A 26,283-nucleotide genomic window follows, 5' to 3' on the forward strand; every position below is an offset into this window, starting at 1 on the left:
CTCTTAGAAATACAAAAGCAAAACACAGGATAGAATAGTATTCTTTATTGTTAAATAAGCATAAAAAATAGAAATAAAATAGAAATAAATTGCATTATATATAAATAAAAAACCAAAAAACAGAATTATGAAAAAAACATTAATCTTAATTAACCTCCTACTAAGTATTGGTGGGAGCTTATATGCTCAACTTCTAGAATGCGGAACAAGAGAACAAAACGAAATTACACAAAGAAAAAATCCCGATGCTTTAAAAAACAGAAATGAATTTGAAATCTTTACAAAAAAGTTTGTACAGGATTTACGTAAAAACAAAAATGTAAAAAACAACGCTTTGGCCACTAATTACATTATCCCTGTCGTATTTCATATTTATGGTACTACACAAAGCGGAAAAAGTGTTACCTACGAAAAAATCGTCAACGCATTAAATGCTGTTAATAATGATTTTAATGGGCTTAATGATGACTTCAATAGCGTTGACCCTTTTTTTCAACCTCGTCGAGCAACGTTAAACATTCAATTTCGATTAGCTAAAATCGACCCCAATGGAGGCAACACCCTAGGGGTTGTTTTTCATACAACAAAAAATGGGTATGGAAATGGAGGTGGATATGATGATCAAATTGCAGCAGATGCTTGGGATAATAAAAAATACCTAAACGTTTATATACAAAATGATTTATACAATCAGAATATTTACACTAATTCTGGAGTGGCTTGGTATCCCGATATAAATATGACCAATAGAAATACCGCTAGAATAGTATTTAATGGCGCTTATCTATTAGGCAACACCGACAAAGAATTTTCTTCTACCCTTACCCATGAATTTGGTCATTTTTTTAACTTAATTCACACATTTGAAGATGGTTGTACGGGAACAGATCAGGTAGACGACACACCTAAAGAAGATGCTAAACACACCTTGAGCTGCACCCCTGGTACAAATTGCGATGGAGACAAAGTAAATATCGAAAACTACATGGGATACAACGGAGCAAGAGGTTGTTATAAAATGTTTACCAGAGGTCAAGTTGACCGAATGATTGCAGCAATGCAACACGAAGCAAGAATTACTCTTTGGCAAAATTCAAATTTATTAGCTACAGGCGTATATGACAACCAACTAGCATCAATTATCGCCCCATTAAGTCTTTACAAAGAAAACATTAGCAACAATGGTACTTTCTCTCAAATAAATGAATTAAGTCTAACAGCAGGAAAAACTTTTTCATTATCCTCTGGAAAACTTATTCAAGGAACCCATTATACACTAACCAATTTCCCTCAAGGCTTAAATCCTATCATAACCATAAATAGTAATTCTAAAGCAACTCTTACATTGGAAGGCTCTGCACAAAACCATCAGACTAATCATAATATTTTAGCAAGTATTCAATTTTTACCCGCTGCCTTTTCTGGAGGCACTAACAACTTAATATCTGACAAATTAAACATTAAATTTGTTTTTATAGATCCTTACGGTATATTTTTAGCTAAAGGACAACCAAACTGGATGGCAACGCCTAATCAAACATGGCTTTTCTTTAATACAGAAAAAGGAGACGATACTTCGTATGGATTTTGGCTATTTGAAACCGATAAATACAAATTAGAAACGTATGGAAAGCGATTGATTTGCAATGCAAACACAAGAAATATTAGCCGTTTAACAAAAGGAACTGAAATAAATGGTTCTTCTAATTTTACAGCACCTGGAGCGTATCCCAACCAGCTAGACATCATCAATCCGTCGTATAATGATTGGAGAGGACAAATAGGATATATTGGCTATGAATACAAAATAGATGGCAATACTTGCTATGGCTATTTTAAAGTAGAGCCTGTTAGTGGCTCTGAAGGGTATAGAATTACAGAATACGCTTACAACACACAACCTGGAGCTCCCATAAAAGCAGGTGAAAAAGATCTACAATCTTTAACCTCTCCTTCAAACCTTACTTCTGCTATCAATAACAATACTGTTGTTCTAAACTGGATTGATAAAAATACAACAGAAGATGGTTTTTATCTAGAAAAATCAACTAATGGAGGTGCTTATCAGCTAATTACTACCTTGGCACCTAATACTTATACATATTCAGACAACCTTATTAATGTAGGTATTACTTACAAATATAGAATAAGTGCTTACAAAGGAACTGAAAAATCAAGCTACTCTAATGAAACAATAATTACAGCTCCTAGCGATTATGTGGATTATTGTAAAGTTAGCGCGAGAAATGCTTATGAATATATTAAATCCATTAAATTAAGTTCTTTTACAAATACTTCTGGAGCGGATTATGAAGGATATGGTAATTACGCATCTAAAACAATTAGTTTAAAATCAGGAGAACAAATAACCACAGTACTTACCCCTGGTTTTAATCCTTCTGCTTCTGATGAAGCATGGACAATTTGGATTGACTATAATGACAATAAACAATTTGAAAATTCAGAAATCGTTTTAAAAACAGCACTAACAAACAAAGAGTACACGGGCACTTTTTCAATTCCTTTAACCACAAAAGGTACTTTCCGTATGCGTATCATAATGCGCTATAATGATATTAGTAATACTCCTTGTGGATATATTAACGATGGAGAAATTGAAGACTACACCGTACAAATACAAGAACAAAATACTACTTTAGAAACGCCTTATGCTTATTTAAATGGTGGAATCTCTAAAAATGGATTTTATGCTTTATGGAATAAGGTTCTTAATGCTAGTAAATATGAGGTACAATTGAATACCTCAGGTACTTGGTACACAGTAGGAACTTCAACTAGTTATTATTTATATGCGGCAAAACCTGAATCTAGTACACAATTTCAATTTAGAGTAAAAGCTCTTAATTCTACAGGAGAAAGTAATTGGAGTACTCCTGTAAATGTAACCTTACCTTTATCAGGACCTATAAATACAAAAGAATCTAAATTTATTATGGTGCCAAACCCTGCTACCGATCAAGTAACGTTTTCAATACCTGAAAGCATTTCTAACGATAGTCGTATAGAAATCTATAACAACTTAGGCCAGCTTGTAAGAATAACGCAACAATTGGAAAATTATTCCGTTCAAAATTTACCTAGAGGAACGTATCAAGTTAAACTAATTTCTAAAGAAAAAGTGGAAGATAGTAAACATTTATTTTTAAAATAATACCATTTAACCCAAATTATGCGTTAGCCTTTGTGATGAAAAAAATAAGGGCAAAGAAAATAAAAATGCACACATTTTTTCCCCAGAGCTGTAGTTTTACATTGAGGATAAAAAAAGAGTGCTTTTTTAGATTCAAAGTCATTTTTATCTATACTAAATTTCTAATGCGCAATCTGGGTTTAAACTTTGAATTTTCTTTTTAAAAATAGTACATCTATAAAAGCAACAAAAATTAGCGTTGGTTCTCGATGCGTTTCGCACTCGATCTGACGATGATTTCGATTGTATACTCAACCATCTGTTCGAGTTGTTTTTTCCATTTCATTTCAAAAACGTATCGAGAACTTTACTTTTTAATTCAGTATATTTTAAGTTTAAATAATATAATACACAAGCTGTATGTAAAGCTTTTTTACAATTAAACTAAAATTTGAAAGGGTTCGACTTTAAAAAAGCGAACCCCTTCTTTTTAACCCAACTTAAAACAAATTTTCTAACCCATCTGATTTTCCTTTTACAATAAAACAAACCATTAACTCAACTGAAATTGGCGAATAGATATAGAATGGGATTTATTAGCTATAATTTCAGAAACTATTTTACCTGTAGCAGGTGCTAAACTTAATCCCATCATGCCGTGTCCTGTTGCTAAAATTACATTTTGAATATTTTTATCTCTGGAAATTATCGGCATACCTGACGGAGTACAAGGACGAAAACCATACCATATTTCTTGATTTTCAGGCATTCCCACTTTCATTTCAGGATAAAAAGTGTTTACTGTATTAACGATACCTTGCAATCTGTTCCGATTTATTTTTGTATCTCCTGTATGAGTAATTTCCATGGTACCACCAAAACGAATATCTTTATTCATAGGAGTAACAGCTACTTTTCCTTCACATAAAATAGAAGGAATTAGAGGTTTTTTTTCCTTATCTAATAACGTAAAACTGTATCCTTTTCCTGGTAAAAGAGAAATACCTGTCCCTATTTTTTTAGCTAAACTAGGACTCCATGCTCCTGTAGCAATTACAACTTCGTCTGTACTAAAATTTCCTTTAGAAGTAATTATCTGACTTACTTTTTCGTTTGTTATAACAAAATCCATCACACTACAATTATTATGAATCTTTATTCCTTTTTTAGCTAATTCTCTTTTTAGGTATGCTATGAATTTTTGAGGATATAAATGCGAATCGCATTTATAATGAACTCCCCCTAAAATATCTAGTTTCGTTCCTTGTTCTAAACTTTCTACTTCTGATTTTGATAAGAATTCGACTTCTAACCCTAATTTTTTAGCTTCTTCTCCTTCATGCACAATTTCCGCACCTGTTTTATCTGTTTTAAATAACATTAAAAGTCCTTTTTCTTCATAGTAAAAGGAATTACTTTTACTTGCTAAATCTTTATAAAGTTCTTTACTTAACAGAGACAAATTTCGAAGAGCTGGTTTTGCTTTTTCTACATGTTGTTTTGTGGCATTTTTATAAAATTTCCACCCCCATTTCAACAAATCAACATCAAAACGAGGTTGGATATAAAAGGGACTTTTACTATCAAACATCCATTTAACGCCTTGTGCAATCATACCTGGTTGTGCAAGGGGAATAACGTGAGAGGGTACTATCATTCCTGCATTTCCATAGGAGCAACCGTCTGTTAGATCAGAACTGTCAAATATTTCTACCTCATATCCTTCTTCTGTCAAATAATAAGCAGTACATAACCCAATAATACCGCCTCCTATTATACTTATTTTTTTCATTTTTTTAATACTTTTGAGATTTGAGATATTTTTAAAAAAGCTTAGCAAATTTATTTTCGCTATACTTTCCTGATTTTTAATTCTATTTATATTACCTGAAATCCATGAGCGTATGGATCATCATCATCAATAATAATGTTATTATAACCATAAACTTTAGCCCATCCTTGAATACTTGGTACAATTGCGGGTATAGAACCTATATTGGTTTCTTCAACTACCCGTCCGATGAATTTACTGCCAATAAAACTTTCGTGTATAAATTCTTCATCTTTTTTTAAGATCCCTTTTGCATGTAATTGCGCCATTCGAGCAGAGGTTCCTGTACCGCAAGGGGAACGATCTATTGCTTTATCTCCATAAAATACAGCGTTTCTTCCTGAAGAACTTGAATCAATTGGAGTACCTGTCCATAATAAATGGCTTACATCTTTAATCGTATCATTTTCTGGATGTATAAATCGATTTGGATATTTTTCATTTATACGTGCACGAACCACTTGACTGTATTGTATTATTTTGCTTGCGGTAAAATTTTGTATACCGCTAAAATTTTTCTGTGGATCAACTATGGCATAATAGTTCCCTCCATAAGCTACATCAAATAGTATTTCTCCCAATTCAGGACATTCTATAGTTAAATCTTGCGCTGCTAAATAGGATTTTACATTTGTAAGACGTACCCACTCTACTTTTTTGCCAATTTGTTTGTATTCTATTTGCACAAGACCTGCTGGTGCTTCCATTCTAATTTTTCCTGGAATTTTTGGCGTAACTAATCCCTCTTCAACAGCTATGGTAATTGTACCTATAGTCCCGTGACCGCACATGGGTAAACATCCTGAGGTTTCTATAAACAAAATTCCAAAATCATTTTCTGGATCAACAGGAGGGTATAAGATACTACCACTCATCATATCATGACCTCTGGGTTCAAACATTAGTCCTTTTCGAATCCAATCGTACTCTTTTAAAAAATGTTGTCTTTTTTCGCTCATGTTTGCTCCCTTTAAATCAGGACCACCACCAGCTACAACCCTTACGGGATTTCCGCAGGTATGTGCATCTACACAAAAAAAAGTTTTTCTTCCCATTGCTTACGCTGTAATAAAAGCTGTTGTTATTTCTAATTGATCATTTACGGTTCTTGAAATTCCTAATGGGTTTTCATTTTTTAATTCTTCTGGTAATAATTCGTTAGGCCAATTTTGATAACTTATAGGTCTTACCCAACGTTTTACGGCATGAATCCCTACCGCTGTAAATCTTGAATCAGATGAGGCAGGATAAGGACCACCATGCAACATAGACGCACAAACCTCAACTCCAGTTGGCACACCGTTAAAGATTAAACGTCCAACTCTTCCTTTTAATGCTTCTACTACCTCTCTATATTGACTTAGTTCTTTTGATTCTGCGATAATTGTTCCTGTTAATTGTCCTTCTAGGTTGTTTATAACCGTAGTCATTTGTTCTTTCGTTTCACAAACCACTAATACTGAAAACGGTCCAAATACTTCATGGCTTAATGTTTTATTGTTTAAAAATTCTGTTGCACTAACTCGTAATACGGTTTGAGGGGCATAATTAGGTTTTGTTTTACCTTCATGAATAGCTAAAATTTCGACTCCTTTTTGTAAACTTAATTCTTGTTGTCCTTCGTCATAATTTTTTCTAATCGAGGAATGCAACATGCAAGAAGGTGCTATTTGTAAAATTTCAGATGCTAATTCGGATGCAAAAGAGTTTAATTCTGGGCTTTCTAATCCAATTATTAAACCCGGATTTGTACAGAACTGTCCTGTTCCTAAAGTGATGGAACTTGCATATTGTTTAGCCCAAAAAGAGGTGTTGTTTTTTAATTCGTTAGGTAATAATACAACGGGATTAATACTTCCCATTTCTGCAAATACCGGAATGGGTTCGGGACGTTGTGCTGCTAGATTAAAAAGTGTTCTACCTCCAATAATGCTCCCAGTGAACCCAACAGCTTTAATTAATGGATGCTTTACTAATGTAGTCCCTAGAGTTATACCGCTTCCTATTAGATTAGAAAAAACACCTTCGGGCATTCCTGTTTTTCGTGCCGCTTTTAATACAGCGGAAGCTACTAATTCCCCTGTTCCTATGTGTAGAGAATGGCTTTTTACAATGACAGGGCATCCTGCGGCTAATGCTGAGGCAGTATCTCCTCCTGCTGTAGAAAAAGCAAAAGGAAAATTACTTGATCCGAAAACAACTACTGGTCCTAAAGGATAAAGCATTTTTCTTAAATCTACTTTGGGTACGGGTTGTCTATCGGGAACTGCTGTATCAATAGTTGCTTCTACCCAACTTCCTTCTTCAAGCATTTGAGCAAAAGCGCGAAGTTGCCCTATTGTTCTTCCTCTTTCCCCCTCGGCTCTTCCTCTTGGCAAACCTGATTCTTGAACATACACTTCTAAAACAGCATCTCCTAAAGCTAGTATTTCATCTGCAATTGCATTTAAAAATAAGGCTTTTTTCTTACCTGAAAAATTTTTGTATTCTTGGTACGCTTTATGTGCTAGTTGAACAGCTTGTTCTATTTCGTCAGTTGTTGCTTCTATGAAATTCCAATCGTTTTCTTGGTTAAGTTCCGGATTAAACGTTTTTAAAATTTTAGAACCACTTGCTAGCAAATGGCTTCCTATATAATTTTTCCCAGTAATCATATTTTTTATTTATTTATTTAATAAAGTAACCTACAAGGAAAATCTTGTAGGTTATAGGATAGGTTCTGAAAAAACATTATCAACCTTATGAAAAGAAGCCTATCAAATGAACTTTATTAAAAGATGATTTTTTTATTTTGTTTATCTATACTATTTCTGTTGCTACCGATACGTTTTTGTAATCTGGTAAAACAGGTCTTGTTTTTAATCCTTCTGCTATAATTGCTAAAACTTTTTCTTTTTCTGCTCCTGCTAAAGGCAAACGAGGTGCCCTAACGTATTCCGTTCCTATACCGGTTGCTACTTCGGCTAATTTTATATTTTGTACTAATTGAGGGCTAATATCTAACTCTAGCAATGGTAAAAACCACTTGTAAATTGCTATGGCTTCTTCTATTCTACCTGCTTTTGCTAATTTGTAAATAGCCACTGTTTCAGCGGGAAAAGCATCTACTAATCCTGCTACCCATCCGTCAGCTCCCATAAGTAAGCTTTCTAAAGCTAGCGTATCTACTCCTGATAATATTTTTAATCTATCTCCAAAACGATTTTTAATTCGGGTAACGTTAGAAATATCTCTTGTTGATTCTTTAACTGCTTGTATGTTATCAAATTTCAACAATTCTTCAAACATATCTAAGGTTACTTCAATTTTATAATCTACGGGGTTATTATATACCATAATGGGCAATGATGTGCTTTTAGCAACCTCAGAAAAAAACATTACGGTTTCATAATCGGTTGCTTTGTATCGCATAGGAGGCAACATCATTAATCCTCTAGCCCCATCTAATTCGGCTTTATTAGCGGCTTCTATAGCTCCTCTGGTTGTTTGTTCTGCTATATTCATTATAACAGGTACTTGACCTTTTACAACACGAACTGTTTCTCGAATAAGTTCTCTTTTTTCTTCTTCAAATAAAGTACTGGCTTCTCCTAGGGTTCCTCCTAAAATAATCCCTTCTGCTCCTGCATCAAGTTGTGCCTTGATGTTTATTTCAAACGTATTTAAGTCAAGCTTATCATCTGCTGTAAATTTTGTAGTAACTGCTGGCATTACGCCTTTCCATTGAAAACTCATAATTGCTGTTTTTTGACAAAATTATTTTGAATATCATCAAGGCAATAATCAGTTTTTAGCTTAAAATGATACTATATTATCCATTATTAAAAATAATACTCTAAAAAAATGATAATAATACATTGAAATTATAAATTTGAGTAAACCAAGTACCTACTTATGAAAGTATTTCCTTTTAAAATACCAAAGGCAAAAGAAGAAGCCATCATTTATCAGTTTGACAAAGAGTTGATCTTATATGATAAACTTCATCAACACGAAGAAATTCAAATTAGTTATATTGAAAAAGGGGAAGGAACGATAATAGTGGGCGATACAATATCTGAATATAACGCTGGAGATATTATTGTTTTTGGAAGTAACTTACCGCATGTATTTAAAAGTGAGATAAACAAGGAGGAGGAATTAAGTTTAGTACATTCTATCTTTTTTGACGCTACTGTAATCAAAGACAGCTTGCAAGTACTTCCTGAATCTACTCAAATACTTAATTTTTTTGAGGATACTCGTAATGGATATAAGGTATTGTCTAAAAAAGAAAAAATATATTCGATTATATTGGATTTATCTACTGCTAAAGACACAACCAAGTTTATTAAATTTTTACAATTATTAAATAAACTTACTGTTTCTAAAAAAAAATCACTTTCGTCTTTTAGGTATAATAAAGACATTACTGATTCCGAAGGCAAACGAATGCAAGTTGTATATGAATTTGTAATGAATAATTTTGATAAGAAAATATCGTTAGAAGAAATTGCGAATATAGCTAATATGACTAAAAATGCCTTTTGTAGGTATTTTAAAGTCAGAACAAATAAAACTTTTTTTCAGTTTTTAATTGAATTGCGTATAGAAAAAGCTTCTCGTATATTGACATCAAACCATGAAATAAGTATTGTAGAAATTGCGGAACTCACGGGATTTAATAATATTTCTAATTTCAATAGAAAGTTTAAAGAAATTAAAAAAATATCGCCCATGAATTATAGAAAACGGTTTAAAAACTAATTTTTTTGTAAATTGAGGTTTACAAGCTACATTTTTATTTCTGCCGTATCATACAAGTAGTTAATATTAAACCATAGTAGGCTAATATACTATTTTTTTTGATTTTCTATTTCTATGATTTTTGATTAAAATTTTTAAAATGAAATATTCTTGTTTTTTATCCATTGTCTTATTTTCTCTTTTTACTATTAATTGTACTGCTCAAGAAAAATCAATTTTATTTTTAAAACTTCAAGAAGTTTTTAATAAAGCGAGTATTGAAAAGATAAATAATCTTAAGGATTTTACGGAGTCTTATAAAATTATTTTAGACGAGCCTTTAGATCATAATGATTTGTCAAAAGGAACTTTTAAACATTGTATTTATCTTTCTCATAAAGATTATTCTAAGCCTATGGTAGTTGAAACAGAAGGCTATAATGCTCGTTATGAAAAAAATGAATTATCTTCATTATTAGACACTAATCAATTAATAATAGAATATCGTTTTTACGGTGATTCTAGACCCAATCCTATTCCTTGGAAGTTTTTAACGAATAATCAAGCAATAGAGGATTGCCATCAGATAGTTGAAAAATTAAAAAAAATATATACCAGCAAATGGATTTCTACAGGTATTAGTAAAGGAGGAGAAACCACACTTATCTATAAGTCTAAATATCCTAATGATATAGATGTGGCTATTCCTTACGTTGCTCCCATGATAAACGGTACGGAAGACGAACGAACTGTAAAACATTATAACACCACCGTTGGTACTCCTGAATGTAGAAACTCAATCGTGCAAATACAAAGACTCTTAATGCTTAACAGAACGGCTATTGAAGCAGAAGTTGCTTCCTATGCGAAGAAAAACAACCTAACTTTTAATGAAGTCCCTATTTCTGAAGCTTTTGAGTATGCTGTTTTAGAATTGCCTTTTTCTTTTTGGCAATGGAATGGAAGTTGTGATAAGATCCCTTCACTTAACTCCTCTTCAAAAGAATTATTTGATTATTTAAATAATATTGTAGGTTTTGAAGTATATTCAGATAAAGGGATTCATCGTCTTTTACCTTCTTTCTATCAACATTTTACAGAATTAGGATATTATGGTTTTGATCTAAATCCAGTAAAAGATTTACTACGTATTGTTAAATCGTCTAGTAACAATAGATTTACTCCTCGAAACATTGATTTAAAATACGATAAATTATATATTAAACAGGTACGCGATTATATAGAAAAGAAAGGTTCTAAAATAGTATATATTTATGGTGGATTAGATCCTTGGTATGCTTGCGCTCCCACTCCTATTGAAAAATTAGATGCTCTAAAAATGGTACTCCCTCAAGGAACACATGCTACGCGAATTAAACATTTTTCAAAAGAAGATCAGCAAAAAATCATGAATATATTAACGAAATGGTTAAAATAGTATTTTAAAAACAAGGCATTAGAAAGATTGAACTAACGCCTTGTTTTAAAGAGTTTTTAACTTACCAGTTGAGTAAAGAGATCATGCGTTTCGTTGAGAACAAAAAAACGAGTACCTTTTTAGATCTAAAGTCTTTTTTTCTTTGTAATAATCTTGAAATGCATAATCTGGGTTAAATCATGGTAGTGTATTAAAAAGTGTGTAAAATCATTTTGTAATGTTATAGTTTCAATAACGAAATTAGTGTTAGGCTTTTTTTTAATGATTCTAAAAATGTTTATTTACAACGTTTTAAAGAAGTGTCATACCACTTAAACCATTGCAAACAAAGGTTTTTAGCAATTCTTTTTTATGATGTCAAGCCTTTCATTTAAAAAAAAGGTTTTTTATTATTTTTTTGACAAATAAATACCTGTTCCAGTAGAAATTATTACTAGAAAAACAAATGTTCAATAAAAATTTGATTAACTACAGTAGTTAGCTAATAATATTAATGTAGAGTATTGAGAAAATAATAGAAGAAGTAAAGTTTGTTTTATGATTTAAAAACAAATCCCTTTGTCGCATTTTCTACTTAGTAAAATTTGCTTTCATTTTTCTCATTTTTAAAAAGTTTATAAATACAAAAAGCCTCCTTGAATAAGGAGGCTTTATTAATGTTTTTATTTTTATTATATAATACCTCCTGTCCTTATTGTATAAACAATAGCGATAATAATGGCAGTAATAATGTTATTAAATTTTTTCTTTGTTGTCACAAATAATAAAAAATAAACACTAGGTAATTTTTTAACTAAAATATTGTAAAATAGGATCACTAAAAGCTACCAATATTTTCATTTTATTTATCCTCTATTACACGATAGCAATTTATTCTTTAAACTACCAATCTCCTCCAGCACCACCGCCTGAGAAACCGCCACCGCCAAAACCACCGCCAAAGCCGCCATCATCTCCCCAACTACCACCAGAAGACCAACTGCTACCGCCACGTCCCATACGGCTTAAAATGATAATGTCTACTAAATCTAATCCGCCGCCGCCGCCGCGGTTATTGCCATTTCCTTTGTTTTTAAAAATGATAATTAGAATTATGATAATCAAGAATATAAAAAGGAGCACCCCTTCTATATCTGCTCCGTTGTCTTTCTTTTTTCGTTCTCCTTTAAACTTGCCTTTTAGAGCTTTAATAATGGCATCAACTCCTTGATCGAGACCTGCATAATAGTTTCCTTTTTTGAATTCAGGTACTATATAATCTCTAACAATTTCACCTGTTATTCCAGCTGTTAAACGATCCTCTACTCCATAACCCGGTGAAATCCAAATTTTTCGTTCTTTTTTTGCCAGAAGTAGAATTACTCCATTATCCTCTTGTGCTTGCCCTATACCCCATGTATGTGCCCATCTAGGTGCTAACAAACCTATATTTTCTCCTTTGAGTGTTTCAATAGAAATAAATACAATTTGGGTGGTTGTGGAATCTGAATATTTAATTAGTTTTTCTTCTAATAATTCCTTTTCGTTATCAGATAACACTTTAGCATAATCGTATACACTGGTTTGAAAAACAGGTCTTTTTGGGATATCAAATTGTGCCCAAGAATGACTTACAAAATAGAATATGATGAATAAGAAGAAGCCTAATTTGTTGTTTGATATATGTTGTTTGGTGTTTCTCATTTTAACCTTTTGATAGGGTGTCAGGCAGCTCATTTTTATCTGTTTCAGTCCAAGGAAAATATTTTTGCAACTGTATTCCTGCTTTTAGAATACCTTCTATCAATCCTTGCTTGAAGTTTCCTAACTTAAATTGCTCTAAGATAATATCTCGTGTACTTTCCCAAAAATCAACTGGTACAACTTCGTTTATACCTTTATCACCATAAATAGCAAATGTTTTGGTTTCTACTGCTACATATAATAAGACTCCATTTCGCAATTGAGTTTGATCCATTTTTAGAAAACAAAACACCTCTTTAGCGCGTTCTAGGGCTACTAAAGAAGTGTTTTTTTCTATATGTACACGGATTTCTCCAGAAGTTAATGATTCAGCTGATCGGATAGCTTCTACTACTGCTTCTTCATCTGTTTTTGACAAGAAATCTTCTACTGTTGACATTATTTTTTATCTGCTTTATCGCCAAAATTAAACTCTACTTTAGGAGCATTTTGTGCTTGTGGTTCTGCATCAAAATAAGGTTTTTCTTTAAAGCCAAACCAACCTGTAAAAATGTTATTTGGAAATATTCTTACGTGGTTATTATATGGTTTAATGGTTTCATTAAAACGTGTTCTTGCCGTTTGAATGGTGTTTTCTGTACTCGTTAACTCATCTTGTAATTTCAAAAAATTTTCATTTGCTTTGAGTTGTGGATATTGCTCTACTGTTACTAATAAACGAGATAATGCTGACGAAACACCACTTTGTGCTTGATTAAATTGAGTTAATTGTTCTGATGTTATATTGGTAGGATCGACTGTTACTTGTGTAGCCTTAGAGCGTGCTTCCATAACAGCTGTTAAGGTTTCTTTTTCAAAATCAGCTGCTCCTTTTACGGTATTGACTAAATTACCGATCAAATCATTACGACGTTGATACGAAGTTTGTACATTACCCCAAGCTTCTTTTACATTTTGATCCAACTCTACGGCTGTATTGTTAATCCCTTTAAAATAGAAGTATCCAGTTAAAATTAATACTCCAATAATAATCCAAGGCAAAAATTTTCTCATAATGGTTAAAATTTAATTTTTAGAATCTTGTTTTAATTTAGTATAAAAAAGAAAGAATAAGGATCCTGCTATAAATAATTTCCAAATCATATAAACATAGACATTTGTTTTAGCATTAAAAACTGTATATTCTGATGAGTTCATTATTATTTTGTTAATTGAACTAAATAAAACAATTACTCCCAATACTAGATAAATATAATACATTTTCTTCATAGCTACTTATAATTGAATAGTTAGTCGAAACAAAGAGCTACTTGTTACAAACTTTTTTTTGTTGTCCTTATAATCCATTTTTTATACTTAGTAACTGTTCTTTAATAGACTGTAACTTATTAATAATAGCTAATTTCTCTAAGGCTTTTTTTTGTCCTTCTTTCAAATGAATTTTAGCCCCTTCTAATGTAAAACCTCTTTCTTTTACTAAATGATAAATCAATTGTAAGTTCTTGATATCTTCTGAAGTAAACATTCGATTTCCTTTTGCATTTTTCCTAGGTCTTAAGATATCAAACTCCTTATCCCAAAAACGAATTAGCGATTGATTTACTCCAAAAGCTGTGGCTACTTCGCCCATCGTGTAATAACGCTTATTTTCTGGAAGGTTTATATTCATTTTTTTAATTACTAGGTTTTGGTGATTTTTTTTTACATATTTTATAATTAATCTGGTTTCAATTACTAAATAGTATACTAAACGTTGGATATTAGTCAAAGGATTGGTTCTCTTGAGTTGCCATTTTAGCAATCGCTGTGTATTCCACTGCTGAAATATTTCCGTAATAAAAGTTAATAGGGTTTACTACACTTCCGTTTTTATGTACTTCATAATGCAAGTGGGGTGCTTGACTACGTCCTGTACTTCCAACAAATCCAATTATATCTCCTCGTTTTACTCTTCTGCCAGGTCTACAATTATAACGGCTCAAATGGGCATATAAGGTCTCGTATCCAAATCCGTGGTTGATGACAATATGGTTACCAAAACCAGAAGCTCCTGCATCAGCTCTACGCACTACCCCATCTCCAGTTGCAAATACAGGAGTTCCTGTTGGGGCGGTAAAATCCATTCCTTTGTGCATTTTTCTTGCTTTCGTAAAAGGATCACTTCTATAACCAAAACCCGATGCCATGCGTTTTAACTGTTCATTTTTTACAGGTTGTATAGCGGGAATAGAGCCTAAAAAACGGTCTTTTGATTTCGCTAAAGATAAAATTTTATCTAATGACTTTGATTGATTTACCAAATTTTTCGACAGTCCTGAAAGCCTTGTTTCGGTACTTATTATTAGTTGCTCATTATTCATGGCAAGTAAATTTTTGAAACGTGCTTTAGAAATAATTTTCTTATCATCATTGGTTTCTCCTGGACTTGCCATATTAAAATAGACTTTATATATATTATTGTCTCGTTCTTCAATGCTGGCTAGTACTTCATTGAGTTGGTCAATTTTTTTATTCAGGATAACGTAATTTAATTTTAAATTTTCTAACTCTCTTGCCTGCATCTTATCTTTAGGGGTACTAAAATAACCCAAATCAGATATTAGAAAGAAAAACAAAAATCCAAAAAGAACAGAAGCTAATAAAAACAATATTCCAACTCCTACTTTACGTCCTTTTTTGGGTTTTATTTTTCTGTAAGCCAGACTCTCTGTGTCGTAGTAATACTTAACTTTTTTCGACATAATTTTAATTAAAAATCCTATTTTTGCACTCGTTATGACAAAGTAACAATTATTATACGAATAATCTGAAAAAAAAGTTTCAAAAATTAACGTATTTATAACCTTTTTTTGAAGCAGAATTATTTAGCTGTTTTATACCATTTGTTACGTTGTCGTTAATCATTTCCTTTGAAGTGCTCAAACAATAATTCATTGGAACTATAACATAAAATTACAATTTTTAAAGATATTTTTTAGTTTACCTGATTAAGAATTACCTTAATCTTTGTAAGCTTTAAACTTTTAAACAAAAGATTAATGAAATCACAAGACATTCGCAAAGCGTATTTAGATTTTTTTGAAAGCAAAAATCACTTAATTGTGCCTTCTGCACCCATCGTATTAAAAGATGACCCTACCTTGATGTTCAATAATTCTGGTATGGCACAGTTTAAAGAATTTTTCTTAGGCAATGGAACCCCCAAAAATCCTCGTATAGCTGATACTCAAAAATGTCTTCGTGTTTCAGGAAAACATAACGATTTAGAAGATGTAGGTTTTGATACATATCATCACACAATGTTTGAAATGTTAGGAAACTGGTCTTTTGGTGATTATTTTAAGAAAGAAGCTTTAGCTTGGGCTTGGGAATTTTTGACTGAGGTTCTAAAATTAGACAAAGACCGTTTATATGTTTCTGTTTTTGAAGGAAATCCTTCTGAAAATGTCCCTTTTGACCAAGAAGCTTTTGACATTTGGAAACAATATGTCCCAGAAGATCGAATTATTTTAGGAAATAAAAAAGATAACTTTTGGGAAATGGGCGATCAAGGTCCTTGTGGTCCGTGTTCTGAAATTCATATAGATCTACGATCTGACGAAGAAAGGGCTAAAGTTTCAGGTAGAAGCTTAGTAAATGACGACCATCCACAAGTAGTCGAGATTTGGAATAATGTATTTATGGAGTTTAACCGTAAAGCGGATGGCTCTTTAGAAAAACTACCCGCACAACATGTGGATACAGGTATGGGATTTGAGCGTTTGTGCATGGCTATGCAAGGAGTTACTTCTAATTATGACACGGATGTCTTTACTCCATTGATTGAAAAAGTAACACAAATCACTCATTTAAAATACACTAATAACGAGGTAAAAGATATTACAGAAGAGCAAAACAAGATTAATATTGCTATCCGCGTAATTGTGGATCATGTACGTGCCGTTGCTTTTGCTATTGCAGATGGCCAATTACCTTCTAATACAGGGGCTGGTTATGTTATCCGTCGTATATTGCGTCGTGCTATTCGTTATGGCTTTACGTTTTTAAACAAAAAAGAACCTTTTATTAACGAACTGGTAGCGGTTTTAGCAAACCAAATGGGGGCATTTTTCCCTGAAATAAAAGCACAACAAAATTTAGTAACTCAAGTAATCCGTGAAGAAGAAGCCTCTTTCTTACGCACATTAGAACAAGGGTTGCAATTATTAGAAAAAGTAGTAGCCGAAACTGCTGAAAATGAAGTAAAAGGAGAAAAGGTATTTGAATTATACGACACCTTTGGCTTCCCTAAAGACTTAACGGCTTTGATTTTAAAGGAAAAAGGATATTCTTATAATGAAGCAGAGTTTGATACTGAATTAGAAAAACAAAAGGCTCGCTCACGTGCTGCTTCAGAAGTAACTACTGAAGATTGGAAAGTGTTGATTGATGGCAATGTAGAAACTTTTGTAGGGTATGATCAAACCAAAAATGAAGTAAAAATCACACGTATTCGTAAAGTGGATTCTAAAAAAGATGGTATTTTATATCAAATTGTTTTAGATAATACTCCTTTTTATCCTGAAGGAGGAGGTCAAGTGGGCGATAAAGGGACTTTAGTTTCTGCTAATGAAACAATTGAGATTATCGACACGAAGAAAGAAAACAACTTAATCTTGCATTTTGCTAAGCATTTGCCTGAAAACATCAGTGCTACATTTCAAGCAAAAGTAAATACAGAATTACGTAGTTTATGCGCAAGTAACCACTCGGCTACACACTTATTGCATCAAGCTTTACGTAGTATTTTAGGAACACATGTAGAACAAAAAGGGTCGTTAGTAGCGCCTAAGTATTTGCGTTTTGACTTCTCTCATTTTTCTAAAGTAACGGAAGAAGAATTACGTCAAGTAGAAGATTTTGTGAATGCACGTATCCAAGAACAATTACCGTTAATAGAAAGAAGAAGCATACCGTTTGCGCAAGCCATTGAAGAAGGAGCTATGGCATTATTTGGTGAAAAATATGGTGATCATGTTCGTGCAATTAAATTTGGTGAGAGTATGGAATTATGTGGAGGAATTCACGTAGGGAACACGGCTGATATTTGGCATTTCAAAATTGTTTCTGAAGGTGCTGTTGCCGCAGGTATCCGTCGTATAGAAGCAATTACGAATAACGCTGTAAAAGATTTTTTCGCAAAACAAGAAAACTTAATTACAGAGGTTAAAGAAGTTCTTAAAAATCCTCAAGATATTATAAAATCAGTAGTTTCTTTACAAGATGAAAACATTAAATTAAAGAAACAAATTGAACAATTACTGAAAGAGAAAGCAAAAAATCTAAAAGGTGAGCTGGTTTCTCAATTACAACCTATTAATGGGGTAGACTTTTTAGCTGTGCAAGTGGATTTAGATGCTAATGGTGCTAAAGATTTAGCGTATGAATTAGGTCAAAATAAAGATAATCTGTTTGTGGTTTTAGCTACTATAAATGAGGAAAAACCAATGTTAACTTGTTATATTTCTAAGGAGTTAGTAGAAACTAAAGGATTAAATGCAGGCTCCGTTGTTCGCGAATTAGGCAAATACATCCAAGGTGGTGGTGGTGGACAAGCTTTCTTTGCAACTGCCGGAGGTAAGAATCCAGCAGGGGTACAAGAGGCATTAGAAAAGGCTACTGATTTTTTAAAATAATTAGCATACGAAAACCAATGTAAATGTTTCAACCCAAATTACGTGTTAGAAATTTATTACAGATAAAAACAACTTTGAAAATCTAAAAAAGTATTTATTTTTTGCCCAAAATGTAGTAAAACTACATCTGACAGAAAAAATCTCTTTGCCTTTTTATCTGCATCATAAAAACTAATATGTAATTTGGATTTAACGTTTAATTTATGATAGAGTAAATCCCTTTATTAAAACATGATGCGATTTACTCTATCTCATTTTAAAAGTTTTTGTATCTATTGCAAATTCAATAAAATTTCTTCAAGACCTTGAACAACACTTTCTTTGTTATATTGAGTTACTTTTTTTTCTAATTCATGGTACGCTAAATACAACTTCTCTACTGTTAGATTTTGCAATAATTCTAATAATTCCTCTTCGTTTTTGTAAAGTAAATTTTCCCAATCCATCTTTGGGTAATTTTCAGGAAACAATGCTATTTTTCCGTTATAAATACAATCTGCTTCTGCCCCGCTTACTTTAGTTTCTCCATATATTTCATCAACCCAATAAAAGGAGGTAGCTTGTTTGATAGGACAAAGTAAAAGATGTGCTTTTGAAATAACTTGACTGTATTCTTCCCAAGGAATAAATTGATGATAGTGTGTTATTGAAATATTAGAATGAGAACTCTTTTTTAAAATTTCTAATTGTTTTAAAATGATTTTATTTTCAGGTTTTCCTAAAAAAGTAAAATGTAGTTTGGTTTGCGGTTTGAGTTTTTGAATTACTCTAAAAACCATATCTATATCTTTACGTTTATTAGATACATTGCCAGGCATCACGATTTGAATGATCTCTCCTTCTGGAAATTCAAATTGCTTGCAATAATTCATCTGAATGAACGCTATTTTATCTAAAAAGACTCCTTGTTTTTTTACCGTTTCTAAAGCTGAACTAGAAATTACGCCTAGCTTTTTGGCTTTGGTAATTACTTTTCTTTTAGATGCTACTTTTTCTTTCCAATACAATTTTAAAAAGTAGGCTAATTTTTCTTTTTCTTTAAAAATATTTTTCCAAGAAATAGTCTTAAAAAAGAGACTGAAATTAATATTATGAACCAAACATAAAACGGCTTTTTCCTCAAAAAGTGTTTTGTAATCATCATAATTTCTATGTATTGTATTCACTACCACAGCATCATATATAGAAAAATCTGTTTTAAGTATAGAATGAATGATGGTTAGATGTTGTTCAGGAATAGCCGTTAATTTATCATATACTTTTTGACTGACATAAAAATGAAAATCTATGCGAGGCATTTCTGCTACTAACAAATACCACTGTTCTAGCAAAGCTGAGTGGGTTTCCATTTCGATAAAAGCAATATTTTTTTTCATTTATTATCACACGAAGTTTTTGGTGTTTTTTATACCTTATGCTTAGATTTAGTTATTAAATAGTAATGCAAAGTTGCTTATATTTCCCATAAAAATAAAGATATTTGCATACTATTTATAAAAAATGAAATATTATATTGTCATACCTGCACATAACGAGGAACAGTTCATCGGTTTAACCTTGGAATCGCTCGTTAATCAAACAGTACTTCCTAAAAAAGTGGTAGTCGTTAACGATAACTCTACTGACAAAACAAGCGAAATTGTCATTTCTTATATTGAAAAACATCCTTGGATTTCTTTAGTTGAAAAAAAATCAGATGCTATTCATTTACCAGGAAGTAAAGTAATTCAAGCGTTTCAAGAAGGTTTAAAAACACTTGACGAGGAATATGATATCTTAGTAAAAGGCGATTCTGATTTAATCTTTCCTCCTCACTATTTTGAAACGATTATCAAGCATTTTAAAGAAGATCCTAAAATAGGTATGGCTGGAGGTTTTGCCTATATTGAAAAAAAAGGGGATTGGGTTTTAGAAAACTTAACAGATAGAGATCATATCCGTGGGGCTTTTAAAGCTTATAGAAAAGAAACCTTCAAACAAATAGGCGGTCTACAGCCCGCTATGGGATGGGATACTGTAGATGAATTGTTATGCAAATTTTATAATTGGAAAATAGTAACAGACTTTTCTCTTCATGTTAAACATTTAAAGCCTACAGGTGCTAATTATAATCAAGCATCACGATACAAACAAGGTGAAGCGTTTTACACGTTGGGTTATGGTTTTTTTATAACGGCTATTGCTTCTTTAAAACTAGCTATGCGCAAAGGTAAACTCCTATTATTTGTTGATTATATCAAAGGATTTTGGAAAGCTAAAGCGGAAAAAAAACCAATGCTAGTAAATCCCGAACAAGCTCGATTTGTTAGAGCTTATAGATGGAAAAAGATAAAAGAAAAACTTTTTTAACGACTCTTATATAGTAATTCATGATCGTTCTTTAAAAGAATGATTAAAAAATAGTATTTTTACCGCTTCGTTTCCTTAACTAAATACTAAAAACTGTAAACTGAACACCGCTTTATGATGTTAGTAAGATACTTATCTCAAATAGGAAAATACTTCTTGATGCTACGAGAAATATTTAAAAAACCTACCAAATGGTCGGTTATGGAAAATTTAATTTTTAAAGAAATAGATGATTTAATATTTGATTCTTTAGGCATTGTATCTTTCATTTCATTCTTCGTAGGAGGAGTAGTTTCAATTCAAACGGCTTTAAATCTTACCAATCCTTTAATTCCTAAATATTTAATAGGTTTTGCTACTAGACAATCGGTAATTCTTGAATTTGCTCCTACTTTTATTTCCATTATTATGGCTGGTAAAATGGGTTCTTTCATTACCTCTAGCATTGGTACTATGCGTGTTACAGAACAAATTGATGCGTTAGAAGTAATGGGGGTTAACTCTTTGAACTACTTAGTTTTTCCAAAATTAATAGCCTTATTATTATATCCTTTTGTTATTGGCTTAAGTATGTTTTTAGGAATATTTGGCGGATGGCTTGCTGCCGTGTATGGAGGATTTGCTACAGCAGATGAATTTATGTCAGGATTACAGGCAGAATTCATATCGTTTCATGTAATATACGCCTTTATTAAGACCTTTGTTTTTGCATTTTTACTTGCTACCATTCCTTCGTTTCATGGTTATTATATGAAAGGTGGAGCTCTTGAAGTAGGTAAGGCTAGTACCGTTTCGTTTGTTTGGACTTCTGTAGTCATTATCTTATGTAACTATATTTTAACTCAACTTCTTTTAACGAACTAATCATGATAGAAGTAAACAATATTAAAAAATCATTTGGTGATCAAATGGTATTGAAAGGAATTAGTACCACTCTAGAAGCAGGGAAAACCAACTTAATCATTGGTCAATCTGGATCAGGAAAAACTGTTTTTCTAAAATCACTTTTAGGAATCCATAAAGTAGATAGTGGAACTATTTCTTTTGATGGTCGTATTTATGAAGAAATGAGTGGTAATGATCGACGCGATTTACGAACTGAAATAGGCATGGTTTTTCAAGGAAGTGCTTTATTTGACTCGATGACTGTAGAAGAAAACATAGGTTTTCCTCTTAGAATGTTTTCTAATAAAACAAAAAAAGAGATCAAAGAGCGTGTAGATTTTGTAATAGATCGCGTAAAACTCATTAATGCCCATCACAAAAAGCCGAGTGAAATATCAGGAGGTATGCAAAAACGTGTGGCTATTGCTCGTGCTATTGTAAATAATCCTAAATATCTTTTTTGTGACGAACCTAACTCAGGTCTTGATCCTAAAACGGCCATTGTTATAGACAATCTTATTCAGGAAATAACAAAAGAGTATAATATTACAACGGTTATCAACACTCATGACATGAACTCTGTAATGGAAATAGGCGACAAAATTGTTTTCCTTAAAAACGGATTAAAAGCATGGGAAGGAGATAAAACTCAAATTTTTAAAACCGATAATGAAGCTGTTACAGATTTTGTATATTCTTCGGAGTTATTTAAAAAAGTTAGAGAAGCTGTATTAAAGGAAGAATTTAAAAAAATATAAAAAAGGTGTCCTAAAAGGTCGCAATCTTATCATTCCGAGACTCGTTTAAATCGCATAACTCGGATAATAAGATTTTTCCTAACGCTAAAGTGATAAACTCAACCGCTAAGTTGTTCCTTTTGGACAGCCTTTTCTCTAAACACACAATATACGGCATCTAATAAGTAAATACAAATTTTGCATATACAGGATCATGATCTGAAATATCCCCTCCAAAATACTGAGCTGTAAACCGATGCGTTGGTGTTATATATTCTGGTAATTTATGATCTTTATCCAAAAATATATAGTCCAACGTGTTATTATAATTATTATATCCTTGGTACCTTACTACGGTATTTTGATTAGAATAAGTCCCTCTATCGGTGAGTGGATTAAAAAAGTAGTTATGCCTACCATTTAAAAGCATTTTCATCTTTTGAAATTCATCGGTCAAAGTATACTCTACATTCATATCTCCTGCATAAATAACCGGTTCTGAATTAGGTATCTTAAAGGATTCTTTGAAGGCTTTCAGTTCTACAAATTGTTTTTCTCGCGTTAATCTTCCTGGAAAATTAGGTTGTTCAGAAGCAGTATGGGTTCCCATTACATGATATTTTTTTCCATTCTTTTGAACGATAACATAAGCTACTCCTCTATTTGTTAACCCTTCTGGCGAATTAATCTTATTTTTGAATATCATTTGATACTTTTTTAAAATGGGGTATTTACTTAAAATAATAATTCCTCCATTAATATGAAAAAGAGTATCTCCACAATCTCCATAATAACCGTCCCAATCATTAGGATACAAGAGTGTTCCTTTTCCGCTTGTACAATAAAGACCTAACAAAGAACTCATATAAGGATAAATCGATTTTATCTTTGCTATAAATTCATCACTAAAACGCGCATTAAATCCTTCTTGAATTACTAAAACATCAGGTGTTTCTGTTCCTAGGTTTGAAATATATTTTTGTAATTCAACAGCTCGTTCTTTGCTCTTGTATTGAGTTAGCACACTGGGTAATTGGTAGACATTATAACTCATTACTGAAAATGTTTCAGCAGACTCAACAAATCTATTGACAGAAAATTTAGTATTTTCAAGTAAAAATGCGCTTTCATCTGAACAAGATACAATACTAAACCAACCTAATAAGAATAATAGTTTTTTCATCTTTTATTTTTTTGACAAAACTATACGGCTCAGATTAGGAAATTCTTAATTTAAAATTATCTATTATTATATAAAAGTTTAAATAATTCATACTCATATTAATTCATTGATAACATTTTAAGAAAGCGTAAAGCATTTTAATGTTTTAAGTATAATACCATTTAAAGACACTATCCCCTTTTTATCTAGTGGTTTTGATTATATGACTCCTCCTTACCGGAGTGACAAACAAGAGACTAAAAATAGAACCAAAAAGAGTATTATTTGAACCTAATACCATTTAAACTTTGAAATTTCCTCATAATACTATTTTTTTAATCTTGAAACTGTCCAAAAAGTTCGCAATCTTTTCGATCAAAGGGAGAAATCACATACTATTGATTATGAGACTCCTCCTTATGTTAGGATGACAAACTGTATATTGATTTAGACACTATCTTAGAAAAGCAATAAAAATTAGTGTTGGTTCTCGATACGCTTCGCGCTCGAACTAACGATTATTTCATATATACCATTATATACAAACCAGATAAAGAGCAATTCATAATACCAGACTGAACACAGTGATTATCTTATTGAAAATAAAGAACACTGAACGATTGAAAGGAAAAAATCATATAAAATGAATAATGAGGTATTTTAAGAGTTCTTTATCTATTTTTTTAAACAAAAAAGTCAGATACGAAAAAAGAGGACGAAATAAATGACACTCATCCTCTTATCAGAATAAAACTATATGTTCCTACTTTATTTTTTGAATTCCTTAAGAAAGTATTCCTTTTTGTACGGCTTATTTTATCATTAAAAAATAAGATTATCCCTTACAAGGGTAAATTAGCTACTACTGTTTTTATATCTTGTTCTTTATTTTTAGGATATATTAATAGCACATCTTCTTTATCTACTACAATGTAATCTTTTAATCCGTCTATTACTACTAGTTTTTTTCCTTCTGTACGTATAATATTATTATTTGCATTTTCTAGATATACGGTAGCGTTTACCACCGCATTATCTTGTTCATCTTTGGGCAGTTTATCATATAACGACCCCCAAGTTCCTAAATCATTCCAATCGAAGGTAGCTGGTAAGACAAATACGTTTTGTGCTTTTTCTAAAATGGCATAATCTACAGAAATGTTTTGAGCTAACGGATAATTATCTAATATAAAAGCAGCTTCTTTTTCAGTATTATAGGTTTCATATCCATTCATAAAATGCTTGTACATTGCAGGTTGAAACTCTTCAAAAGCTTTTAAAACACTTTTTACACTCCATACGAAGATCCCAGCATTCCATAAGAAATTTCTGCTTTGTATAAATTTACGAGCTGTTGCATAATCTGGTTTCTCACGGAATTGTTTTACTTTTTTTATAGGTCTTGAATCTAATTTATCGTATTCAATATACCCATAACCTGTATTTGGAAATGTAGGCAAAATACCTAAAGTCATTAAATTTTCGTCTTGTTCGCAAAAATCAAACGCCTGTTGTAGGTTTGCACAAAACTGAACCTCATCTTCAATCCAATGATCAGATGGAGCAACTACGACCAATGCGTCAGGGTTTATTTTTTTTATCTTAAGAGTAGCGTACAGAATACAAGGTGCTGTATTACGCATAGCTGGTTCTAAAACCACCTGTTCTTGCTTAACTCCTGGCAATTGTTCTAAAACTATATCATTATAGTTTTCGTTTGTTAGTATTAAAATATTTTCTTTTGGTATAATTTCCGAAAGTCTTGAAAACGTCTTTTGAATCAGCGTTTCTCCAGTTCCTAACATATCATGAAATTGTTTCGGAAATTGTACGGTAGACACGGGCCAAAAACGTGAACCTACTCCGCCAGCCATTATAATTGCGTAATAATTTTTGTTCATAAGTTTTAAAAGTAACAAGATGCGAAGTTACAAAGATTAAAATTAATTTGGTAATAACTCTACTTCTGCATTAGGATTAAACAAATAGGTTTTTCCTGTATTCAATTCTAAACATTCAAAACGTTTGGTACGAAGAGCTATCTTCTTAAAAATTTTTCCGTTATGGATTCTAAAAACACTTCCAAATGGGATCTCAAAAACATAATGTTTATTATTCTCTGGATCAAATTGTTTTAATGCTAAAGCTAGGGTTGCATCTGTATCACTACTTGCTTTTGGATTACGAAAATGTCTTGCTATCAAGGATAATAATGAAGGTGGAAATATTTCAGGTCGAATAAAAGGGATCATCAATCTTTGAAAAGTATGTTTCCATTCTTCTCCATGAGGTTTTATATTTCGTCCATATTTTTCAAATGCAACTAAGTGTGCTATTTCATGAATGAGCGTAATTAAAAAACGGTATTCATTTTGCGAATAATTAACGGTTATAACGTGCCTTCCGTTTCCTTCTCTTCTATAATCCCCATGACGGGTTAAACGCTCATTTACAATTTTTAAATGTACATGATTTGTTTTAATTAATTCAAAACACATTGGAACCGCTTGTTCTGGAAGGTATTTAAAGAGAGTATCTTGCATTATATCAGTCTCCTTTTTCTAAAATTTAAAACTGTTTTGTATTAGAATATGAAACAACTTTTTGTTTACTTGGATTTCTAATTCTTTTACCCGATTGATTACAT

General features: G+C 31.9%; 21 protein-coding genes. 7 read left to right on the forward strand and 14 right to left on the reverse strand.

Going from position 1 to position 26,283, the window contains the following annotated elements; all coding sequences use genetic code 11:
* Nucleotides 1–127: 127 nt before the first annotated feature.
* Nucleotides 128–3,172, forward strand: coding sequence for a M43 family zinc metalloprotease (locus tag B0A78_RS05320; protein ID WP_097609443.1), 3,045 nt, complete (start codon nucleotides 128–130; stop codon nucleotides 3,170–3,172).
* Between the two features lie 532 nt (nucleotides 3,173–3,704).
* On the opposite strand, the gene B0A78_RS05325 is transcribed toward B0A78_RS05320, so the two are convergent.
* The 4 genes from B0A78_RS05325 to B0A78_RS05340 form a co-directional block, all read right to left on the reverse strand.
* On the reverse strand, nucleotides 3,705–4,943 hold the full coding sequence (locus B0A78_RS05325; RefSeq protein WP_097609444.1) for an NAD(P)/FAD-dependent oxidoreductase: 1,239 nt from the start codon (nucleotides 4,941–4,943) through the stop codon (nucleotides 3,705–3,707).
* Nucleotides 4,944–5,029: 86 nt separating this feature from the next.
* On the reverse strand, nucleotides 5,030–6,037 hold the full coding sequence (locus B0A78_RS05330; protein WP_097609445.1) for a 4-hydroxyproline epimerase: 1,008 nt from the start codon (nucleotides 6,035–6,037) through the stop codon (nucleotides 5,030–5,032).
* A gap of 3 nt (nucleotides 6,038–6,040) precedes the next feature.
* Nucleotides 6,041–7,636: an aldehyde dehydrogenase (NADP(+)) gene (locus B0A78_RS05335; RefSeq protein WP_097609446.1), complete on the reverse strand. Its 1,596-nt coding sequence runs from the start codon at nucleotides 7,634–7,636 to the stop codon at nucleotides 6,041–6,043.
* 145 nt (nucleotides 7,637–7,781) lie between these two features.
* Nucleotides 7,782–8,717 (reverse strand): dihydrodipicolinate synthase family protein, encoded by a 936-nt coding sequence (locus B0A78_RS05340; protein WP_014166226.1) that lies wholly within the window; start codon nucleotides 8,715–8,717, stop codon nucleotides 7,782–7,784.
* Nucleotides 8,718–8,876: 159 nt separating this feature from the next.
* Between B0A78_RS05340 and B0A78_RS05345 the strand changes: the two genes are divergently transcribed.
* Complete coding sequence (locus B0A78_RS05345; protein WP_014166227.1) at nucleotides 8,877–9,728, forward strand: AraC family transcriptional regulator; 852 nt, start codon at nucleotides 8,877–8,879, stop codon at nucleotides 9,726–9,728.
* 139 nt (nucleotides 9,729–9,867) lie between these two features.
* On the forward strand, nucleotides 9,868–11,145 hold the full coding sequence (locus B0A78_RS05350; RefSeq protein ID WP_014166228.1) for a S28 family serine protease: 1,278 nt from the start codon (nucleotides 9,868–9,870) through the stop codon (nucleotides 11,143–11,145).
* Between the two features lie 882 nt (nucleotides 11,146–12,027).
* Here the strand turns inward: B0A78_RS05350 and B0A78_RS05355 are convergent.
* The 6 genes from B0A78_RS05355 to B0A78_RS05380 form a co-directional block, all read right to left on the reverse strand.
* Nucleotides 12,028–12,828, reverse strand: a complete 801-nt coding sequence (locus B0A78_RS05355; protein WP_014166229.1) for a TPM domain-containing protein — start codon at nucleotides 12,826–12,828, stop codon at nucleotides 12,028–12,030.
* A gap of 1 nt (nucleotide 12,829) precedes the next feature.
* Complete coding sequence (locus tag B0A78_RS05360; RefSeq protein WP_014166230.1) at nucleotides 12,830–13,267, reverse strand: TPM domain-containing protein; 438 nt, start codon at nucleotides 13,265–13,267, stop codon at nucleotides 12,830–12,832.
* Nucleotides 13,267–13,881, reverse strand: a complete 615-nt coding sequence (locus tag B0A78_RS05365) for a LemA family protein (protein WP_014166231.1) — start codon at nucleotides 13,879–13,881, stop codon at nucleotides 13,267–13,269. The genes B0A78_RS05360 and B0A78_RS05365 overlap by 1 nt, the downstream gene beginning before the upstream one ends.
* Nucleotides 13,882–13,893: 12 nt before the next feature.
* The gene (locus tag B0A78_RS14955; RefSeq protein ID WP_256366388.1) at nucleotides 13,894–14,025 is read right to left on the reverse strand and encodes a hypothetical protein; all 132 of its coding nucleotides are present in this window, start codon (nucleotides 14,023–14,025) and stop codon (nucleotides 13,894–13,896) included.
* A 139-nt stretch (nucleotides 14,026–14,164) separates the two neighbouring features.
* Nucleotides 14,165–14,497: a MerR family transcriptional regulator gene (locus B0A78_RS05375; protein WP_014166233.1), complete on the reverse strand. Its 333-nt coding sequence runs from the start codon at nucleotides 14,495–14,497 to the stop codon at nucleotides 14,165–14,167.
* 91 nt (nucleotides 14,498–14,588) lie between these two features.
* Nucleotides 14,589–15,569: a M23 family metallopeptidase gene (locus B0A78_RS05380; RefSeq protein ID WP_014166234.1), complete on the reverse strand. Its 981-nt coding sequence runs from the start codon at nucleotides 15,567–15,569 to the stop codon at nucleotides 14,589–14,591.
* 297 nt (nucleotides 15,570–15,866) lie between these two features.
* Between B0A78_RS05380 and alaS the strand changes: the two genes are divergently transcribed.
* Nucleotides 15,867–18,503: an alanine--tRNA ligase gene (gene alaS / locus B0A78_RS05385; RefSeq protein WP_097609447.1), complete on the forward strand. Its 2,637-nt coding sequence runs from the start codon at nucleotides 15,867–15,869 to the stop codon at nucleotides 18,501–18,503.
* A 272-nt stretch (nucleotides 18,504–18,775) separates the two neighbouring features.
* On the opposite strand, the gene B0A78_RS05390 is transcribed toward alaS, so the two are convergent.
* Nucleotides 18,776–19,879 carry a hypothetical protein gene (locus tag B0A78_RS05390; RefSeq protein ID WP_065213093.1) on the reverse strand — a complete coding sequence of 368 codons (1,104 nt, stop codon included), beginning with the start codon at nucleotides 19,877–19,879 and terminating at the stop codon, nucleotides 18,776–18,778.
* Nucleotides 19,880–20,003: 124 nt separating this feature from the next.
* Between B0A78_RS05390 and B0A78_RS05395 the strand changes: the two genes are divergently transcribed.
* From B0A78_RS05395 to B0A78_RS05405, 3 genes are all read left to right on the forward strand, one after another.
* A complete protein-coding gene (locus B0A78_RS05395) occupies nucleotides 20,004–20,852 on the forward strand; it encodes a glycosyltransferase (protein WP_014166237.1) in 849 nt (282 codons plus the stop codon).
* 114 nt (nucleotides 20,853–20,966) lie between these two features.
* A complete protein-coding gene (locus B0A78_RS05400; protein ID WP_041253267.1) occupies nucleotides 20,967–21,716 on the forward strand; it encodes an MlaE family ABC transporter permease in 750 nt (249 codons plus the stop codon).
* Nucleotides 21,717–21,718: 2 nt separating this feature from the next.
* The gene (locus B0A78_RS05405) at nucleotides 21,719–22,495 is read left to right on the forward strand and encodes an ABC transporter ATP-binding protein (protein WP_014166239.1); all 777 of its coding nucleotides are present in this window, start codon (nucleotides 21,719–21,721) and stop codon (nucleotides 22,493–22,495) included.
* Nucleotides 22,496–22,652: 157 nt separating this feature from the next.
* On the opposite strand, the gene B0A78_RS05410 is transcribed toward B0A78_RS05405, so the two are convergent.
* From B0A78_RS05410 to B0A78_RS05420, 3 genes are all read right to left on the reverse strand, one after another.
* Nucleotides 22,653–23,657: a sphingomyelin phosphodiesterase gene (locus B0A78_RS05410; RefSeq protein ID WP_097609448.1), complete on the reverse strand. Its 1,005-nt coding sequence runs from the start codon at nucleotides 23,655–23,657 to the stop codon at nucleotides 22,653–22,655.
* 821 nt (nucleotides 23,658–24,478) lie between these two features.
* On the reverse strand, nucleotides 24,479–25,537 hold the full coding sequence (locus B0A78_RS05415) for a mannose-1-phosphate guanylyltransferase (RefSeq protein ID WP_065213091.1): 1,059 nt from the start codon (nucleotides 25,535–25,537) through the stop codon (nucleotides 24,479–24,481).
* A gap of 42 nt (nucleotides 25,538–25,579) precedes the next feature.
* Nucleotides 25,580–26,179, reverse strand: coding sequence for a SprT-like domain-containing protein (locus B0A78_RS05420; RefSeq protein ID WP_014166242.1), 600 nt, complete (start codon nucleotides 26,177–26,179; stop codon nucleotides 25,580–25,582).
* Between the last annotated feature and the right edge of the window lie 104 nt (nucleotides 26,180–26,283).

Source organism: Flavobacterium columnare NBRC 100251 = ATCC 23463 (genome assembly GCF_002530675.1).
Lineage (GTDB): Bacteria > Bacteroidota > Bacteroidia > Flavobacteriales > Flavobacteriaceae > Flavobacterium > Flavobacterium columnare.

What these genes read in the sequence shown, in the direction of transcription:
- B0A78_RS05320 (WP_097609443.1), top strand. Translation starts at nt 128, where the DNA reads ATGAAAAAAACATTAATCTTAATTAACCTCCTACTAAGTATTGGTGGG.
- B0A78_RS05325 (WP_097609444.1), bottom strand. Translation starts at nt 4,943, where the DNA reads ATGAAAAAAATAAGTATAATAGGAGGCGGTATTATTGGGTTATGTACT.
- B0A78_RS05330 (WP_097609445.1), bottom strand. Translation starts at nt 6,037, where the DNA reads ATGGGAAGAAAAACTTTTTTTTGTGTAGATGCACATACCTGCGGAAAT.
- B0A78_RS05335 (WP_097609446.1), bottom strand. Translation starts at nt 7,636, where the DNA reads ATGATTACTGGGAAAAATTATATAGGAAGCCATTTGCTAGCAAGTGGT.
- B0A78_RS05340 (WP_014166226.1), bottom strand. Translation starts at nt 8,717, where the DNA reads ATGAGTTTTCAATGGAAAGGCGTAATGCCAGCAGTTACTACAAAATTT.
- B0A78_RS05345 (WP_014166227.1), top strand. Translation starts at nt 8,877, where the DNA reads ATGAAAGTATTTCCTTTTAAAATACCAAAGGCAAAAGAAGAAGCCATC.
- B0A78_RS05350 (WP_014166228.1), top strand. Translation starts at nt 9,868, where the DNA reads ATGAAATATTCTTGTTTTTTATCCATTGTCTTATTTTCTCTTTTTACT.
- B0A78_RS05355 (WP_014166229.1), bottom strand. Translation starts at nt 12,828, where the DNA reads ATGAGAAACACCAAACAACATATATCAAACAACAAATTAGGCTTCTTC.
- B0A78_RS05360 (WP_014166230.1), bottom strand. Translation starts at nt 13,267, where the DNA reads ATGTCAACAGTAGAAGATTTCTTGTCAAAAACAGATGAAGAAGCAGTA.
- B0A78_RS05365 (WP_014166231.1), bottom strand. Translation starts at nt 13,881, where the DNA reads ATGAGAAAATTTTTGCCTTGGATTATTATTGGAGTATTAATTTTAACT.
- B0A78_RS14955 (WP_256366388.1), bottom strand. Translation starts at nt 14,025, where the DNA reads ATGAACTCATCAGAATATACAGTTTTTAATGCTAAAACAAATGTCTAT.
- B0A78_RS05375 (WP_014166233.1), bottom strand. Translation starts at nt 14,497, where the DNA reads ATGAATATAAACCTTCCAGAAAATAAGCGTTATTACACGATGGGCGAA.
- B0A78_RS05380 (WP_014166234.1), bottom strand. Translation starts at nt 15,569, where the DNA reads ATGTCGAAAAAAGTTAAGTATTACTACGACACAGAGAGTCTGGCTTAC.
- alaS (WP_097609447.1), top strand. Translation starts at nt 15,867, where the DNA reads ATGAAATCACAAGACATTCGCAAAGCGTATTTAGATTTTTTTGAAAGC.
- B0A78_RS05390 (WP_065213093.1), bottom strand. Translation starts at nt 19,879, where the DNA reads ATGAAAAAAAATATTGCTTTTATCGAAATGGAAACCCACTCAGCTTTG.
- B0A78_RS05395 (WP_014166237.1), top strand. Translation starts at nt 20,004, where the DNA reads ATGAAATATTATATTGTCATACCTGCACATAACGAGGAACAGTTCATC.
- B0A78_RS05400 (WP_041253267.1), top strand. Translation starts at nt 20,967, where the DNA reads ATGATGTTAGTAAGATACTTATCTCAAATAGGAAAATACTTCTTGATG.
- B0A78_RS05405 (WP_014166239.1), top strand. Translation starts at nt 21,719, where the DNA reads ATGATAGAAGTAAACAATATTAAAAAATCATTTGGTGATCAAATGGTA.
- B0A78_RS05410 (WP_097609448.1), bottom strand. Translation starts at nt 23,657, where the DNA reads ATGAAAAAACTATTATTCTTATTAGGTTGGTTTAGTATTGTATCTTGT.
- B0A78_RS05415 (WP_065213091.1), bottom strand. Translation starts at nt 25,537, where the DNA reads ATGAACAAAAATTATTACGCAATTATAATGGCTGGCGGAGTAGGTTCA.
- B0A78_RS05420 (WP_014166242.1), bottom strand. Translation starts at nt 26,179, where the DNA reads ATGCAAGATACTCTCTTTAAATACCTTCCAGAACAAGCGGTTCCAATG.